The sequence below is a fragment of the Shewanella sp. AC91-MNA-CIBAN-0169 genome (assembly GCF_040310165.1).
GTDB lineage: Bacteria > Pseudomonadota > Gammaproteobacteria > Enterobacterales > Shewanellaceae > Shewanella.
In genome coordinates, this window is sequence record NZ_JBEOPM010000004.1 from 22,937 (window position 1) to 38,871 (window position 15,935).

Genomic DNA, 15,935 nt, shown 5'->3' on the forward strand with positions numbered 1-15,935 from the left:
TTACGACACATTAATGATTCGTCAGTGTTTCGTCAATTAAAAATAAACATTGACACAATAATGTCCCTGGGACAATAATAATTGTGTCAAAGAGACATTAATTGGAGGTTGTTATGTTTGGTTTAAAATATATAAAAGCAGATCCATCTACACACTTGATGCTATTTAAAAAAGGCAATGTTATTCAAGAAGGCGTAGGAGTCAGTTTTTTCTACTATGCGCCAAGCTCATCATTGGTTGCGATTCCAAGTAATAGTAAAGAACTCCCTTTTGTATTCAGACTACAAACGGCAGACTTCCAAGAATTAAGCCTTCAGGGACAAATTACTTATCGGATTGAAAAGCCACGTGAGGCAGCAAAAATGCTCAATTTCACTATTGAGCCTACAGGGCAGTATGTTTCTGATGACCCTAAAAAATTAGACGAACGTGTTCAGCGAGCAGTACAAGTGTTACTGCGTAATCATATTGAGTCTATGACGTTAAAAAATGCATTAACATGCGCTCGACAACTGACGTTAGACCTTAAGCAAGGACTGGGTAGTATTGACGCTATTACGAGCCTAGGGGTTGGGATTACAGATGTATCACTCACCGCAATCAAGCCAACGCCAGAAACAGGCAAGGCACTAGAGGCGGAAATTAGAGAAAGTTTGTTGAAAGAAGCTGACTCGGCAATTTATGCAAGACGTCTAGCCAGTATTGAGCAAGAAAAGAGTGTTAAAGAGTCTGAGTTAGAGACAGAAAAAGCGATTCAAAAGAAACAGCAGGATCTTGAAACATCGAAGTTAGAAGCTGTGCGACTTCGAAAGCAACAACAATTTAAAATTAATCAAGAAACCATCCAAGCTCAAATTGAAGATGAGAAGCAATTAGAGCAGTTAGTTACCATTAATGCTGCAAACGAAAGGGCACGTGGAGATGTGCAAGCATATAAAATACAAGTGCAGATGCAAGCCTATCAAAATATTGATATTGAAAAGCTTAAAGTCATGAGTATGAGTGGCATGAAGCCAGAGCAATTGATTGCACAGGCAATCGAAAACTTGACTCAAGGGGACAATAAGATTGGCAATCTAAATCTCTCACCTGATTTATTATTGGCGTTAACTAGTCGACAAGATGGGGGCCGTGGATGATTTCAAACCGAAAAATGGTGGTAGTGACTCGCAAAACTCGGCTTGAAGAGCTTAAGCAAAAATATTGTACTTTAGGCCAAGCTAAGTTTTATCTTGAGCATTTAGGTGAGTCATTTACCGATTACGAAGAAGAAAATCATCTTTACACTAATGTAATCAATATTGCTGTTGATTATCTTAAAACGATTAGCCGCGTACAATTACTTGAACGAAGTGTATTGTCTACTTACCTATTTTCACCAGACGACATTGTTATAGTGATTGGACAAGATGGTTTGGTCGCTAATACTTTGAAGTACCTTAATGGGCAACCTGTTATTGCAATTAACCCAATGCCATCAGTGTATGAAGGTAAACTGCTACCTTTTTTGATAGGGGAGCTGAAAGATATTGTTTTACAAACCTTAAGCGGTGTTGTCACCACTGACAACATTTCGATGGCTGAAGTGAACACCAATTTAGGTCAGACTCTATTAGCGGTAAACGATATTTTTATTGGTCCGAAAACACATTCATCCGCACGATATACATTATCCATTAATGAGCAACATGAAGAGCAAAGTTCAAGCGGTGTGATTATTAGTACCGGTCTAGGATCTACGGGTTGGTTTAAAAGCATTCTGGCAGGCGCTAGGGGCATCGCAAAGCAGCCAATACAGAATGAACTTACAGAAGGTTTTCCGTGGGCAAGCCCATATCTCTATTACTCCGTTAGGGAGCCATTTCCTTCAATTAAAACCGGTTGCGAACTCGTTTTTGGTCAAATATCAAATCAATCTTGTTTTTCTATGGCATCAAAAATGCCTGAAAACGGAGTGATATTTTCAGATGGTATTGAACAAGACGCCATTGAGTTCAATGCCGGCGTCGTTGCCCATATTTCAATGAGTTCACGTGTTGGTCATTTGATTAGAAAAGAGTAAATTTTTTATTATCAGTTAGTTGAATTAGCTGTTACTATTTTTTTCTTAAACATTAACAATTGTGTCCTATTGACACAAAGATCTTGTTTAAAATTGGAATCTTTGCTACATTCGATAGTGTCTTACGGACATTATCTTAAAAGGAGTTAACATGAATGTATTTAGTCACGATTTATCAGGAAATAAAACGGTATTTAACTACGACACTTTTACTTTTTCTGGCGGCGAAGAGCACATCCGCTTTAATATAGAAGATATGTTAACGTCAGTAAAAATCGAAATTTTTGCTCGTTTAACCAGTTCATCTCAAATTGTAAAATTAATGGTCGCAGTCGATGCATTAAGAAGACTGTCAAATGACAGTATCCCAATTGAATTAGTCATCCCTTATTTCCCTTACGCTCGCCAAGATAGAGTATGTGTCGAAGGAGAAGCATTAGGTGCTTCTGTTATGGCAAATTTTATCAATCAACTTAATTTTTCTAAAATCACAATATGGGATGCCCATAGTGATGTGTCTCCAGCGCTGTTACACCGAGTAGTCAATATCCCCCAATTGTCATTGCTTATGCGTTGCGAAGAGCTATGCCAACGCTTAGCAACGGGAGAGTTAACACTTATCTCTCCTGATGCCGGAGCCAGTAAAAAAACGATTAAGATTGCCGAAGCATTTAAGGGCGAACCTGAGGTTATTCAAGCTCAGAAAATTCGAGATCTTAAAAGTGGTGACATCATCAGTACCGAAATTATAGGCGACGTTCAAGGCAAAAAAGTGCTGATTGCAGATGACATTTGTGATGGCGGTCGTACATTCATTGAATTGGCAAAAGTCCTTAGAGCTAAAGGTGCCATCGAAATATCATTGTTTATTACCCACGGTATTTTCTCAAAAGGCCTAGCTGTTTTTGAAGGGTTAATCGATACGATTTACACTACAGATTCGTTTAAACCCGCAGCAGAGTTTACACAAAGTAAAAACATTAATTTACACATCATCGAGATGTAAGGAAACCCTCATGACTATTACAGCTGCAAGTATGCAAAAAGATGTTTATAAAGAATTTCATAGCCGTGCTTATCATCCAGACGTCACAGAGGTTTATGCTAATTTTACCTCAAGAAGTGGCAAGCTAAGTAATGTTGAGAATAACGATAAAGTCGCGTTTGTGGGTTTACAGTACTTTATTAAAAGTTATTTACAGGACGAATGGGCTGAATTTTTTAACGTGGATAAAGCCTCTGCCGTTGCTAACCATAAGCGCATTTTGAGTGCAATGTTAGGTTATCCTGTTAATGTTAAATACTTAGAAAACTTACACGATTTAGGTTATTTACCACTAAAAATTAAAGCGTTACCAGAAGGTTCGCTAGTTCCTTACTTGGTTCCACCGATCACAGTTGTCAATACTAAAGAGGGTTTTCAGTGGTTAACTAACATGATTGAAACTGTGTTGAGCTGTGAAAACTGGCCCATTCAAACAAGTGCAACAACGTCAGTTGCCTATTTGAAAGTATTCAAAGAGTTTGCAGAAAAAACCGGGTTACCAATGGATTTTGTGCCTTTTCAGGGGCATGACTTCAGCTTTAGAGGCATGTTTGGTAAACAAGCTGCGGCAATGAGTGGTTTTGGCCATTTGGCGTCAGGTCTCGTTGGAACCGATACGATTCCCGCCGTACTATTTGCAGAAAAGTATTATGGTGCCAATGTGGATGCTGAGCTAGTGGGGTGTTCAGTTGATGCCACGGAGCATTCGGTGACATGCTCTTGGATCATGGAAGGTGAGATAGCGTTTTTTAGATATTTAATGAGAGAACAATCTCCTAAAGGTATATTGAGTGTCGTGTCAGACACTTGGGACTTTTGGACGTTAGTCACTGAGTATCTACCGCAATTAAAACAAGAGATTATGGCTCGTGAAGGTACCTTAGTTATTCGTCCTGACTCTGGTGATCCAGTAAAAATTCTGACCGGATATAAAGTCTCTCCAGTATCTGATTATGCAGAATTGTTTAACAGTCAGAATGAGGCTGAAAAAGATGCTAATACCAACGGTTATGAAGCTTATCGTTGGAATGGGGAGTATTTTGGTTTTGAAGAAGAGCAAACCATTAGTTTAATGGACTTTGAAGTCAAAGGGCTTATTGAGTGTCTTTGGGATATTTTTGGTGGCACTACTACAGACAAAGGTTTTAAGTTACTTGATGAGCATATCGGTGCCATTTATGGCGATGCAATTACTCTACCGCGCCAACGTCAGATATTACAGCGTTTAATGGATAAAGGCTTTGCGTCTAAAGTGGTTTTAGGAATTGGTTCTTATAGCTACCAGTATGTCACCCGTGATACCCATGGTTCAGCAGTTAAAGCTACTAGTGTGGTTAAAAACGGTGAGCGAGTGGCGATATTTAAAGATCCTAAAACAGATACTAAGAAAAAATCTGCTAAAGGATTACTCAAAATCGAGCGAGTTAATGGTGAGTTTGTATTGTTTGATGATGTTACTGAGCTCGAAGAATCTCAAGGTTTACTTGACGTGGTTTTTGAAAATGGACAACTAGTTAAAGAAACGACTCTAGCGCAAATACGAGAAATGATTAATAGCCAGATTTCATGCTAAATTAACTATCGCGTCGTAGCCTATGATTAACAGGCACACAGACAAAAATAGAAACCTATTTACAGATCAGTAAGTAGGTTTTTTTTAACCCGAGCTTGTATATATAAACTTTCATATATACACTTGGTCGTATATTTTTACTTCTTGTTTATCCGTTATGAAAAAGAAAACTGTGTTGTTTCTATGTACTGGCAATTCGGCGCGTTCGCAAATGGCTGAGACGTTGTTACGCAATAAAGCGGCTGATCAATTTGATGTGTTCAGTGCCGGGACATCGCCAGAGCAAGTCGATGTTCGAACTATTGAGGCTATTACTCGCTTTGGTATTGATGCGGGTGATTTAGTGTCTAAGCACTTGCATACTTTTGCTGGCAAAGACTTCGATTATGTTATTACCCTTTGCGAAAAAGCTAATAATGAATGTCGTAGTTACCCTGGTGCAGGTAAACAATTGGCATGGGATTTCCCTGATCCTAAATCCCGTACAGGTAATCATCCATTTTCAAGCACCATGACCGAGCTTAACAATCGTTTGTCGATGTTTTTGCTGGTGGAAAATAAAGTCACTTCCGAGGCCTCGAATGAGATTATCATCGAGACAAAAATCGAAGATCGCAATCAATCTGCCCCAGAACGATTAATCGATTTCGATCCCATTACATTTTATAAATGCCTAACCGATGACATTCGCCTAAAAAGCTTAATGCTGACCCATTACCACGGTGAATTGTGTGTGTGCGAGCTGATGGAAGCGCTAAATGAAGAAAGCCAACCAAAAGTCTCGCGCAATTTAGCCTTGTTAAAAAAGGCTGCGATTATTAGCGACAGAAAACACGGTCAGTGGGTGTTTTATCGCATCAATCCTAACTTACCTCTATGGGCCAAATCAGTAATAGCAGAAACCACTGAAAACAATCTTGGGTTGATTATGTCGCCATTAGAGCGGTTAGACATTATGCAAAATAGACCGAACAAGGTGAGTTTTTGTCGTTAATGCTGTGTTGTAAAAAATATTATTAATATTTTTGTGTTGTACCCTCATTGTTTGGAGTCTTGCTATGGGCATGTTTGAACGGTTTTTATCGGTATGGGTTGGTTTAAGTATGTTGGCCGGAGTGTTGTTAGGTTTATGGCAGCCAGATATCTTTCAAGCTATAGCAAACCTTGAAATCGCCCACGTTAACTTGGTTGTTGCGGTATTTATCTGGGTGATGATTTACCCCATGATGGTGCAAATTGACTTTTCGGCAATGAAAGATGTGGGTAAAAACCCTAGGGGATTATTGCTGACCGTGGTTATTAATTGGTTAATTAAACCCTTTACCATGGCGGCATTAGGATGGCTGTTTTTTAAGGTGTTGTTTGCCGATTTGGTCGACCCTGCATCTGCACAAGAGTATATAGCAGGGATGATTTTATTAGGTGTTGCGCCATGTACTGCGATGGTTTTTGTGTGGTCACAACTAACCAAAGGAGATGCTAATTACACCTTGGTGCAAGTGTCGGTTAATGATGTGATTATGATTTTTGCCTTTGCGCCAATTACCGCATTATTACTGGGCGTGAGCGATATTCAGGTGCCATGGGAAACCTTGCTTATTTCGGTATTACTGTATGTGTTGTTACCGCTATTGGCCGGAGTGACAACACGTTACTTGCTTAATCGCCGCCATGGATTAGCCGCAGTTAACTCATTTTTGGCCACCTTAAAACCATGGTCGATTATCGGCTTACTGGCTACTGTGGTGTTGTTATTTGGTTTTCAAGCTGAAGTCATTGTGTCAGATCCGCAAACCATTGGCTTGATAGCTGTGCCTTTGATTATTCAAACTTACGGTATTTTTATTATTGCGTATATAGCAGCTAAATGGCTTAAATTATCCCATAACATTGCCGCTCCAGCTTGTTTAATTGGCACCTCTAACTTTTTTGAACTGGCGGTGGCCGTGGCGATATCGCTATTTGGGCTACACTCAGGAGCCGCGTTGGCTACAGTGGTTGGGGTATTAGTTGAAGTGCCGGTGATGTTATCGCTAGTAGCCATTATTAATCGAACTCAACATTGGTTTAATCACTGATTTAGTCGCTTTGTGAGTTCAGTTTTATGAGCCAATTTGTTGAAAGCGTTTTTTAAGTTACTTTTTGGAGTTAACCATGCAACCTCATCCTTATGATGTTTTAACGTTAGATAATGGCGCCAAACTGATTTTTACTCCGTGCCCTGGTACCAAAGATGAAGCTGTATCTGCGTCAGTTGCTACATTGAAGGCGGCAGGTACAAAAATGCTAGTCACCTTGATGTTCGATGATGAAATCGTACGCAATGAAGCAGAATATTTACCTGCAGAATGTACCAAACAAGCCATTACATGGGTGCAATTGCCTATTGCTGACGATGCCGCGCCAGGGCAAGAGTTTGAAACCCAGTGGTTAGCCCATAAAACCCAGATTATTGAATTGTTAAATAACCAAGGCATTATTGCAGTGCATTGCAAAGGCGGTTCGGGCCGCACTGGATTGGTGATTGGTCTGATATTAGTCAGCTTAGGCTGGCCTAAAGATAAAGTCATTAATGCAGTACAAGCCTTGCGGCCCAAGGCGCTAGCTCATCCAGTTCAGCGTGAATATTTTGATGCATTTAATGGTTAGCATGTAGTGATTAACCTTTGAAACGATAACTTAACAATGAGAGCAAGCTTAGGACACCATTATGACGATAAAAATAGGTATTAACGGTTTTGGCCGTATGGGACGTTTATCAATGCGCGCGGCATATGATTGGGACGATGTTGAAATTGTGCATATTAACGATCCTGCTGGTGATGCAGCCACGCTGGCGCACTTAATGACCTTTGATTCAGTCCATGGTCGTTGGCATCATGAGGCGACCCATAATGGTGATGCCATTGTGATTAACGGTAAAGCCATTCCTTGCAGCCGTAATGTCGCTACCCAAGACACTGACTGGTCAAAATGTGATGTGGTGATTGAGGCCTCTGGCAAGATAAAAACCAAAGCCTTGCTACAAGTTTACTTAGATCAAGGTGTAAAACGGGTTGTGGTGACTGCGCCAGTAAAAGAAGACGGCGTGCTTAATATTGTGATGGGTGTTAACGATGATTTATACGACAAAGCCATCCATCCCATCGTGACCGCAGCATCGTGTACTACCAACTGTTTAGCGCCAGTGGTAAAAGTGATCCATGAGAACATCGGCATTAAGCATGGCTCGATGACCACAATTCATGACATCACTAATACCCAAACCATTTTAGATGCACCACATCAAGACTTACGTCGCGCCCGCGCATGTGGCATTAGTTTAATTCCCACTACCACTGGTTCAGCTACTGCTATCACCCATATTTTCCCAGAGCTAAAAGGCAAATTAAATGGTCATGCGATACGTGTGCCATTAGCCAATGCGTCACTGACCGATTGTGTATTTGAAGTGGCTCGTGGAACCACAGTTGAAGAAGTAAATCAGCTATTGAAGCAAGCCGCTGATAGCGAGCTTAAGGGCATTATGGGCTATGAAGAGCGCCCATTAGTGTCGGTAGATTATAAAACCGATCCGCGCTCAAGCATTATTGATGCGTTGTCGACCATGGTGGTGAACGACACCCAAGTGAAACTGTATGTGTGGTACGACAACGAGTGGGGATACGCTAATCGTACCGCTGAGCTCGCACGTAAAGTCGGCTTAGCAGATAAGGAATAAGCTTCATGGGGCTGGATACATTGCGTACCTTATCACCATCGATAAAACAGTACTTATTGATTACCGGTAATTACTGGGCATTTACCTTAACCGATGGCGCTTTGCGTATGCTGGTGGTGTTGTATTTTCACCAATTGGGTTACAGCCCGTTAAATATTGCGATGTTGTTTTTGTTTTATGAGATTTTTGGTGTTGTGACTAATCTTGTTGGTGGTTGGTTAGGCGCACGGCTTGGCCTAAATAACACTATGAATATTGGCTTAGGCCTGCAAATAGTGGCACTAGCTATGCTAACTGTACCTGCTGACATGCTAACCGTCATGTACGTTATGGCTGCTCAGGCGCTGTCGGGCATCGCCAAAGATTTGAATAAAATGAGCGCCAAAAGTGCCATTAAAACCTTAGTGCCAGCAGATGCAGAAGGTAAGCTTTACCAATGGGTTGCGTTGTTAACGGGCTCTAAAAATGCCTTAAAAGGAGTGGGATTCTTTTTAGGTGGTGTGTTACTCACAGGCCTAGGGTTTACAGGCGCCATTATTTTAATGGCCACGTTATTAGGCATTGTATGGTTATGTAGTTTAGTGACCTTAAAAGATGATTTAGGCAAAGCGAAAAACAAACCCAAATTCAAAGATATTTTTTCTAAAAGTCAGTCGATTAACATCCTTTCGGCGGCGCGGATGTTTTTGTTTGGCGCCAGAGATGTATGGTTTGTGGTGGCATTACCGGTATTTTTAGCCACAACTTTTGGCTGGGATCATTGGTGGGTTGGTAGCTTTATGGCTAGCTGGGTGATTGGTTATGGTGTGGTGCAATCCATTGCACCTTATTTCACCGGTAAACGACAGGGAAAAGTGCCGAGCGGCCGAGCTGCTTTTACATGGGCAACTTATTTACTACTCATTCCTGCCGCAATTGCAGTCGCACTACATGCCGATTTTTATGTGCTAGAAAGTGTCGTCATCGGTTTATTAATGTTTGGCGCGGTGTTTGCGATTAACTCATCACTGCATAGCTACTTAATTGTTAGCTATGCTGGCAGTGATGGCGTGTCACTGGATGTGGGCTTTTACTATATGGCCAATGCCATGGGAAGGTTGATTGGAACGATACTGTCAGGTTGGGTCTATCAAGCCTATGGCTTAGAAGCTTGTTTATGGATATCGAGTGGTTTTATAGCTCTTGCTGCCTTAATTTCACTTAAGTTGCCTCATAAAAGGTAAGCCATTACAGCCGCTAGATGCATTTTTGTTTACACATCGATATTTCGTTATCTAACCGTGATAGCCTGAAACTCTTACCGTATCATCGGTAAAAATTGCCTGCTCATCTATGGCTTTCTCATTATTGACTTTCTTGCTTTAAATTTTAAAACCATAAAAATCATGGTCTTATGGCTTTTTTTAAAAGTTGGCATGATGCTGGCTTTAACTAATTCATAGTCGTGGTGTGAATCGTTAATTTTTACGATAGAGATAAGATATTTGTATCAATCGTCAGCGTAAATTCAACGCACATCACAATGTAAACCGTACACCAAGGAGGTTTTTATGTTGGGCTGGACATTAATGTTTTTAGTGATAGCCGTTATAGCGGGTCTATTGGGGTTTACCGGTATTGCAGGTGCAGCAGCAGGCATCGCGAAAATTATTTTCTTTATTTTTATTGTGTTGCTAGTGATTTCGTTAGTAGCCAATGCGATTAGAGGCAAAGCTCCCCGAGGATAGTATTAACCCCTTACCTTAATCCAAGTTGAGGCTGCTTAAACAAGTTTATACGATTACAACCATCATCCAGGAGATGAATATGAATTTATTAAAACTACTGACAATGGCAAGTTTAATGGTGTTTTTAACGGCCGGTTTATCAGCATGTTCAGATAACAAAGCTGAAAACGCAGGTGAGAAAGTGGATGAAATGATGCAAGATGCCGGTAATGCAGTTGAAGATACATGTGAAGATGTTAAAGAAGGTATGAAAGCTGAAGATCCAGACTGTTAAGCATTGTACCAATCACATTAACTATTTTATTTGTTTAAGTCGTTAAGTGTTACAACTCAAAATGCATTGTTCTAGGTAGAGTCATTCCATTTAAACCAATGTAAGTCGAGGTGGAATGTTTGACTGACAGCGACGAAATAACCAGATAGTTATTAAGATAAGTATTAGCCTAAGCAGCACACATGTGCTGCTTTTTTTACAACAGGAGGACCACAATGCTAACCCGTATTCATATTAAATATTATTATACTGTTGGCGCATTATTGGCTTTGTGCTTATGTGTGGCGCTTCCTTATGTGTTACTTAAGGTTATTTTTGCTTGGGTTGCATTATCTTTGGGGCTGGTGAGTTCAGCTTATTGGTTTAATAGCGCAGGCATTTTCCGAAAAAGCCAAGATGGCAGCATTCCTTGGTATATCAGTTGGAGTTTTGTTCCCTTTTTAATGGGGTGCCAGCTGTATAACGCCTGGGCAAGAAAGCATGACAAAGTGCCCGTAATCCAAAAAATAGATAAGCAGTTGTATTTAGCCTGCCGATTGTTTCCCAGTGATATTGACCGACTTAAGCATGAAAAAATTGATGCAATTTTGGATGTTACTGCCGAATTTGACGCATTAGAGTGGACCTTGTTTGATGAAAATATTGGCTATTTAAATATTCCCATATTAGATCACAGCGTACCGACTGTCGCGCAGTTAAATCAAGCCATTAATTGGTTACACACTCAAGTCAGTAATGGTAAAAATGTAGTAGTGCATTGCGCGCTAGGCCGGGGGCGTTCGGTGTTGGTATTAGCGGCTTATTTAGTCTGCCGTGAGAGAAATCGTAATGTTAATGATGTGCTTAAATCCATCAATAGTATCCGCCAAACGGCACGGTTAAATAAATGGCAGTTGGCCGCTATAGAAAAAATGCATAGTCAGCAACAAATTAATATTCACAAACGTGCTTGGTTGATTGTTAACCCAGTGTCTGGTGGTGGTAAATGGCATGATGAAGCAGACCATATTACCCAAACCTTGACGGATTACTTTCAGCTTGAAGTGCTGTATACCGCCAAAGATAAGTCTGCAGTGCAATTAGCCAAACAAGCTAAACAAAAGGGCGCAGATATTATAGTTGCCTGTGGTGGCGACGGTACGGTTAACGAGGTGGCATCAGTGATTGTTGATACCGATATTTTCTTAGGTATTATTCCGATGGGAACCACCAATGCACTAAGTCATACTTTGTTTGGCGCCGCCAGTAAATTGGTGCCGGTATCGCAAGCGCTTGATATTTTGATTCAAGGTTATTCACAACGTGTTGATACTGCTACATGTAATGATGAGTTGATGTTGTTGCTGGTGGGGCTAGGCTTTGAACAAAAAATGATAGCGAAGGCTGACCGTGACCAAAAAGATGCCCTAGGACAATTAGCCTACCTTAATGGTTTGTGGGAGGCGGTAGGCGAAAACCAGCCATTGTCGATAAGAGTGCAGATCGATGGTGGCGATATTAAAGTGATTAACACCACTAGCCTAGTGATAGCCAATGCTGCGCCATTTACCAGCTTGTTAGCGCTAGGTAATGGCGAACCCAATATTACCGATGGCTTGTTAGATATTACCTGGATTGAATCGAGTGAGACATCGCCACAACAGTTATTGAGTATGACCGAGTTGCTATTTGCAGGCTTAACTGGAGAACGTGAAGATAATCAACAGAGTCAAATTCATCATGAGCAAGCAAAAAAAATCTACTTAAACACAGATTCGTCTTGCCAATATGTGATCGATGGTGAGTTATTTGAATCAGAAGATTTGTGTATTAAAGTCAAACCCAGGTCATTAAATGTGCTTGTGCCAGAAGCGAGCAAACACGTTTAATGACGCTATGGTTCGTCTGAACCGGTTTGGTCTTCGTATTTACTGAGTTTGTTGTAAAGGGTTTTGACGCTAATACCGAGCTGTTTGGCAGTATCATTTTTATTGCCCAATGAGTTGTCGAGCGCTTGATAAATAGCTACTTTTTCAAGTTCATCTAAGCGCATACCAGCAGGTATTTGTACGTCGTCAGCTAAAGGCTCAGTTGATGGTTCCAGAGGTGTCACCGTGATATGACTCGGTAAAATAGTATCTTCTGCCAAAATATATGCACGTTCTATTGCGTGTTTTAGTTCGCGAACATTTCCAGGCCATTTTTGTTGTTGGATAAGTTTAATCGCATCATCTGAAAAGGTTTTAGTCAGTTTTTCAGCAGTATTTCGGTAGGCTAAAAAATGTTGTGCTAGGCCACTGATGTCATTGCTACGATCGCGTAATGGTGGCACTAGGATAGGGAAATGCGCTAAACGAAAATATAAATCTTCGCGAAAACGCCCAGCATCAATAGCGTCAGCTGGATCGCGATTGGTGGCAGCAACAATGCGAACATTGGCTTTTTTAAGCTGTTGTGAGCCGACAGAGCGATATTCATTGTTTTCGAGTACGCGTAACAATTTTACTTGATGTTCTAGCGGCATTTCGGTGACTTCATCAAGAAATAAGGTACCGCCTTCTGCTTGCTCGAATACACCACGGTGATCACGATGAGCACCGGTAAAAGCGCCTTTTACATGGCCAAACAGCTCACTGTCGACCAGTTCAGGGCTTAATGCACCACAGTTAATGGCGATAAATGGTTGGTTGATTCGGTGACTGGCCAGGTGGATGGTGTTGGCTACAAGCTCTTTACCCGCACCGCTTTCACCGACAATAAGTACGTTGCTTTCGGTTACGGCAACTTTACGAATAGTACGATACAACTTGTGCATTGCCCGCGATGAACCAACCAACAAACCGTATTGGTCTAGTTCACTAGAAAATGGCTGTTGTTGTTTTGTCGATTGTGACTGCAAGTCTTGGGCAAAGTCTTCTAAGGTGTCGTTGATTGCGTCGGCATCGTAAGGCTGACGAAAATGATAACCAGCGCTTTTTGACATTAAGTAATCTAAGTTAGGATTCGGTTTACCTTCGCTTAAGAAGATGAATTCAATATCAGACATTAACGCACTGTCAGTTAACTCTGCGTATTCTAGTTGGCTTAACTGTGATAATTCAATGATCGCAACATCTATCGAGTTACTGTGCAGTTGGTCTAACCAGGGCTGGTCAACTGAACTAGCAATCTTATTAAAGTGCTGACAACTCGGTAAGGCCAGGAGCCGTGCTTCACCTTCTTGACGACGGTGTAAATGATAAAAAAGTGTTGGACGTGGCATACCGATTCACTCCCTGTGGTGTTAAGTCTAATGTTTACCAGTGATGTCGTGTTGACAATCACAAGTGATCATTCCGTGTAATTAGGTAATTAACTCAGACCCGGACAAATTATAATAACTTTAACTATTAGAAGGTTAATTAATTTTTGCCCATGTACATGGGGTGTACATGGTTTAGTTTTTGCTTAATAAAGTGTGCTGTACCCGTATATGTTACACAACCCATCCAACAAAGTGCCAGTAAAATTATCGAATGCAGGAGGATTTACATTGAAATCATTTACTCGAGAAGAACAGGTTGAGTCCGATGTATGGCTATTACATGAGGCAATTGATTTATGCCAGGAAGGGCAACAATTTTATTCCCAAGCTACATTAGGGGCGGACGATTACAACATCAAACGGATTTTTATCCACATGGCCGACATTCGAAAATGCATGCTGGATCGTTTAACTCCTTTGTTTAGCGTGGTGCGAACAAGCCAAGCAAGGCCAATAGACAGTCAAACTTATCATCAACAATCCTCACATCGACACTATGCTAAGGCTGAGCAGGTTATACAGCATAAGCCGTTACCCCAAGTGATTGCGGTATTGGTTGAAACCGAACAACAGGTCTTGGTTCATTTAAAACAAACGGCTAGAAAAACTAAAAACCAGCGTGTTGCTAGCCAACTTGCCGAAGGTATTGCTTGGCTACAAATGAGCTGTGACACCATGAAAAACCTCTCTTTTGCTCATACTTAGCCATCGGCGACACAAACAGCGTGTTTTAATAGATGTTAATTTGTGACTAGCGTGTGTTTACCTGACTGACAGCATAATAGTACGGCATTAGTCATCTGTTCATTCTCTAGAGGGGTCATTTAATGCTAGAGCAGGCTATTCCGCGAATGCAATTAAGAGTCATTAATTCTCATCGCAACGATGAAAAATTTACCTAGCGTCGGTAAAAAAGTCCGATATTATCATCTATCAGTAAGATGAAAATAACCATGAATACTTGTTAATTCATTATTAACAGATACTTATAATAATTGGCATGGTTCACGCATTGTATTCCTTGAGATTAACAACGGAGGAAAACTTTATGAACAAGACCACATTATCTGTAGTAATGAGCATTATGTTAGGTTCAATGGCATTCGGTGCAAATGCAGCACAAGATTGGCAAGATGATGCAAAAGATGCGTGGATCGATGGTAAAGCTGAAACCACACTTTTGTTAAATGCAAATCTGAACTCATTTGATATTAATACCGACGTGCATGATGGCAACGTGACCCTAACAGGTAAAGTTAACAGCAGTGTTGATAAGTCACTTGCTGGAGAGTTAATTAAAAGCTTAGATGGCGTAAAAGACGTTAACAATGAGCTTTCGGTGATGAAGCAGCACAGTGATAAAGACAGCAAAGATTTAAGTGACTCACTCACAGATTCGAAAGTTGCTGCTGTAGTGAAAACCCGATTATTATTCTCTGCTGACGTGTCGGGCACCGATATTAACGTTGATGTCGCACATGGTGTTGTGACCTTAAAAGGTACTGTGTCGAGCGATGCAGAACGTGATTTAGCCTTAACCATCGCTAAAAATACCGATGACGTTAAAGATGTAGTCGATGAGTTACGTGTAACAGGATAATTTATTCGGTTATACTTAAAACCAGCCTTCGTGCTGGTTTTTTTATGCCTAAAATAAGTATGTGAAGTGGTGACTTAAGGATGCTCTTTTCTATGACAAACCATGTGATAAAACCGCTGTTAAATGTCATGTCGTGGCTAGCGTTGGCAAGTGTGTTGTTACTATCTGGCTGTGGCAATGTATTGTGCCAAGCGCAAACTGATAAAGAAGTGGATCCCCTCAAGCAATATGAAGCCCAAAAGCGTTGTGAACAGCTAGTCGATGAGCATATGGACAATAGTTATTCTGATCGGCGTGATGAAAATATGCAGTTATTGAAAGAGTCGATAGCCAATAATACCCATAGTGGTTAACCCCGTTTTATTCAGGGTGGTACAAGCAGTATTTACCCATATATTGGCTGTTTTTTCTGTTCCATCTTGGGTAGATTTTTTGCTTATAAGAAATCTGGCCGATAGTAATTATGTTATGTTGAAAAGCCTGCGTGGTTACCGCTGCATTTAATGCCGTGGTGCTGATAGAACATGGTTTTTCAAAGTCCACTACTGAGCTTAAGTTTTGTCGGAAACATATTTTGGTTGCGTATATAGATGATGGATTGATCCAGAAATAGAGCTTTGATGGGACAATTTTGTTGAATCATCTAAAGA

At 40.8% G+C, this 15,935-nt stretch carries 16 protein-coding genes; 15 read left to right on the forward strand and 1 reads right to left on the reverse strand.

Annotation, left to right across the window (positions count from 1 at the left end; genetic code table 11):
• Positions 1–113 precede the first annotated feature (113 nt).
• The 12 genes from AAEY98_RS05415 to AAEY98_RS05470 all read left to right on the forward strand — a co-directional run bounded on the left by AAEY98_RS05415 (position 114) and on the right by AAEY98_RS05470 (position 12,270).
• On the forward strand, positions 114–1,139 hold the full coding sequence (locus tag AAEY98_RS05415) for an SPFH domain-containing protein (protein ID WP_350998439.1): 1,026 nt from the start codon (positions 114–116) through the stop codon (positions 1,137–1,139).
• Entirely contained in the window at positions 1,136–2,062 is a 927-nt protein-coding gene (locus AAEY98_RS05420) for an NAD(+)/NADH kinase (protein ID WP_351015439.1), read from the forward strand. The genes AAEY98_RS05415 and AAEY98_RS05420 overlap by 4 nt, the downstream gene beginning before the upstream one ends.
• Before the next feature lie 151 nt (positions 2,063–2,213).
• Positions 2,214–3,068, forward strand: a complete 855-nt coding sequence (gene prs / locus AAEY98_RS05425) for a ribose-phosphate diphosphokinase (RefSeq protein ID WP_351015442.1) — start codon at positions 2,214–2,216, stop codon at positions 3,066–3,068.
• A gap of 10 nt (positions 3,069–3,078) precedes the next feature.
• A complete protein-coding gene (locus AAEY98_RS05430; protein WP_351015445.1) occupies positions 3,079–4,680 on the forward strand; it encodes a nicotinate phosphoribosyltransferase in 1,602 nt (533 codons plus the stop codon).
• A gap of 157 nt (positions 4,681–4,837) precedes the next feature.
• On the forward strand, positions 4,838–5,674 hold the full coding sequence (locus tag AAEY98_RS05435; RefSeq protein WP_351015448.1) for a metalloregulator ArsR/SmtB family transcription factor: 837 nt from the start codon (positions 4,838–4,840) through the stop codon (positions 5,672–5,674).
• A 64-nt stretch (positions 5,675–5,738) separates the two neighbouring features.
• On the forward strand, positions 5,739–6,758 hold the full coding sequence (arsB, locus tag AAEY98_RS05440; protein WP_351015451.1) for an ACR3 family arsenite efflux transporter: 1,020 nt from the start codon (positions 5,739–5,741) through the stop codon (positions 6,756–6,758).
• Between the two features lie 76 nt (positions 6,759–6,834).
• On the forward strand, positions 6,835–7,329 hold the full coding sequence (locus AAEY98_RS05445; protein WP_351015454.1) for a phosphatase domain-containing putative toxin: 495 nt from the start codon (positions 6,835–6,837) through the stop codon (positions 7,327–7,329).
• Positions 7,330–7,390: 61 nt separating this feature from the next.
• Positions 7,391–8,401, forward strand: coding sequence for an ArsJ-associated glyceraldehyde-3-phosphate dehydrogenase (locus tag AAEY98_RS05450; RefSeq protein WP_351015457.1), 1,011 nt, complete (start codon positions 7,391–7,393; stop codon positions 8,399–8,401).
• Positions 8,402–8,406: 5 nt separating this feature from the next.
• Entirely contained in the window at positions 8,407–9,624 is a 1,218-nt protein-coding gene (gene arsJ / locus AAEY98_RS05455) for an organoarsenical effux MFS transporter ArsJ (protein WP_192116241.1), read from the forward strand.
• A 327-nt stretch (positions 9,625–9,951) separates the two neighbouring features.
• Positions 9,952–10,128, forward strand: a complete 177-nt coding sequence (locus AAEY98_RS05460) for a DUF1328 family protein (RefSeq protein ID WP_101088664.1) — start codon at positions 9,952–9,954, stop codon at positions 10,126–10,128.
• A 79-nt stretch (positions 10,129–10,207) separates the two neighbouring features.
• Positions 10,208–10,402 carry a hypothetical protein gene (locus tag AAEY98_RS05465; protein WP_192116240.1) on the forward strand — a complete coding sequence of 65 codons (195 nt, stop codon included), beginning with the start codon at positions 10,208–10,210 and terminating at the stop codon, positions 10,400–10,402.
• Between the two features lie 215 nt (positions 10,403–10,617).
• On the forward strand, positions 10,618–12,270 hold the full coding sequence (locus tag AAEY98_RS05470; RefSeq protein WP_101088662.1) for a diacylglycerol kinase family protein: 1,653 nt from the start codon (positions 10,618–10,620) through the stop codon (positions 12,268–12,270).
• A 5-nt stretch (positions 12,271–12,275) separates the two neighbouring features.
• Here AAEY98_RS05470 and AAEY98_RS05475 read toward each other — a convergent pair whose 3' ends face one another.
• Entirely contained in the window at positions 12,276–13,643 is a 1,368-nt protein-coding gene (locus AAEY98_RS05475; protein WP_101088661.1) for a sigma-54 interaction domain-containing protein, read from the reverse strand.
• Between the two features lie 270 nt (positions 13,644–13,913).
• Here AAEY98_RS05475 and AAEY98_RS05480 point away from each other — a divergent pair, with 270 nt between their 5' ends.
• The 3 genes from AAEY98_RS05480 (at position 13,914) to AAEY98_RS05490 (ending at position 15,638) form a co-directional block, all read left to right on the forward strand.
• Positions 13,914–14,390 (forward strand): hypothetical protein, encoded by a 477-nt coding sequence (locus AAEY98_RS05480; RefSeq protein ID WP_351015462.1) that lies wholly within the window; start codon positions 13,914–13,916, stop codon positions 14,388–14,390.
• Between the two features lie 343 nt (positions 14,391–14,733).
• On the forward strand, positions 14,734–15,285 hold the full coding sequence (locus AAEY98_RS05485; protein WP_351015465.1) for a BON domain-containing protein: 552 nt from the start codon (positions 14,734–14,736) through the stop codon (positions 15,283–15,285).
• A 92-nt stretch (positions 15,286–15,377) separates the two neighbouring features.
• Positions 15,378–15,638 (forward strand): hypothetical protein, encoded by a 261-nt coding sequence (locus AAEY98_RS05490; protein WP_102036312.1) that lies wholly within the window; start codon positions 15,378–15,380, stop codon positions 15,636–15,638.
• Positions 15,639–15,935 lie beyond the last annotated feature (297 nt).

Coding starts and splice junctions, on each gene's coding strand:
- AAEY98_RS05415 (WP_350998439.1), top strand. CDS start 114: ATGTTTGGTTTAAAATATATAAAAGCAGATCCATCTACACACTTGATG.
- AAEY98_RS05420 (WP_351015439.1), top strand. CDS start 1,136: ATGATTTCAAACCGAAAAATGGTGGTAGTGACTCGCAAAACTCGGCTT.
- prs (WP_351015442.1), top strand. CDS start 2,214: ATGAATGTATTTAGTCACGATTTATCAGGAAATAAAACGGTATTTAAC.
- AAEY98_RS05430 (WP_351015445.1), top strand. CDS start 3,079: ATGACTATTACAGCTGCAAGTATGCAAAAAGATGTTTATAAAGAATTT.
- AAEY98_RS05435 (WP_351015448.1), top strand. CDS start 4,838: ATGAAAAAGAAAACTGTGTTGTTTCTATGTACTGGCAATTCGGCGCGT.
- arsB (WP_351015451.1), top strand. CDS start 5,739: ATGGGCATGTTTGAACGGTTTTTATCGGTATGGGTTGGTTTAAGTATG.
- AAEY98_RS05445 (WP_351015454.1), top strand. CDS start 6,835: ATGCAACCTCATCCTTATGATGTTTTAACGTTAGATAATGGCGCCAAA.
- AAEY98_RS05450 (WP_351015457.1), top strand. CDS start 7,391: ATGACGATAAAAATAGGTATTAACGGTTTTGGCCGTATGGGACGTTTA.
- arsJ (WP_192116241.1), top strand. CDS start 8,407: ATGGGGCTGGATACATTGCGTACCTTATCACCATCGATAAAACAGTAC.
- AAEY98_RS05460 (WP_101088664.1), top strand. CDS start 9,952: ATGTTGGGCTGGACATTAATGTTTTTAGTGATAGCCGTTATAGCGGGT.
- AAEY98_RS05465 (WP_192116240.1), top strand. CDS start 10,208: ATGAATTTATTAAAACTACTGACAATGGCAAGTTTAATGGTGTTTTTA.
- AAEY98_RS05470 (WP_101088662.1), top strand. CDS start 10,618: ATGCTAACCCGTATTCATATTAAATATTATTATACTGTTGGCGCATTA.
- AAEY98_RS05475 (WP_101088661.1), bottom strand. CDS start 13,643: ATGCCACGTCCAACACTTTTTTATCATTTACACCGTCGTCAAGAAGGT.
- AAEY98_RS05485 (WP_351015465.1), top strand. CDS start 14,734: ATGAACAAGACCACATTATCTGTAGTAATGAGCATTATGTTAGGTTCA.
- AAEY98_RS05490 (WP_102036312.1), top strand. CDS start 15,378: ATGACAAACCATGTGATAAAACCGCTGTTAAATGTCATGTCGTGGCTA.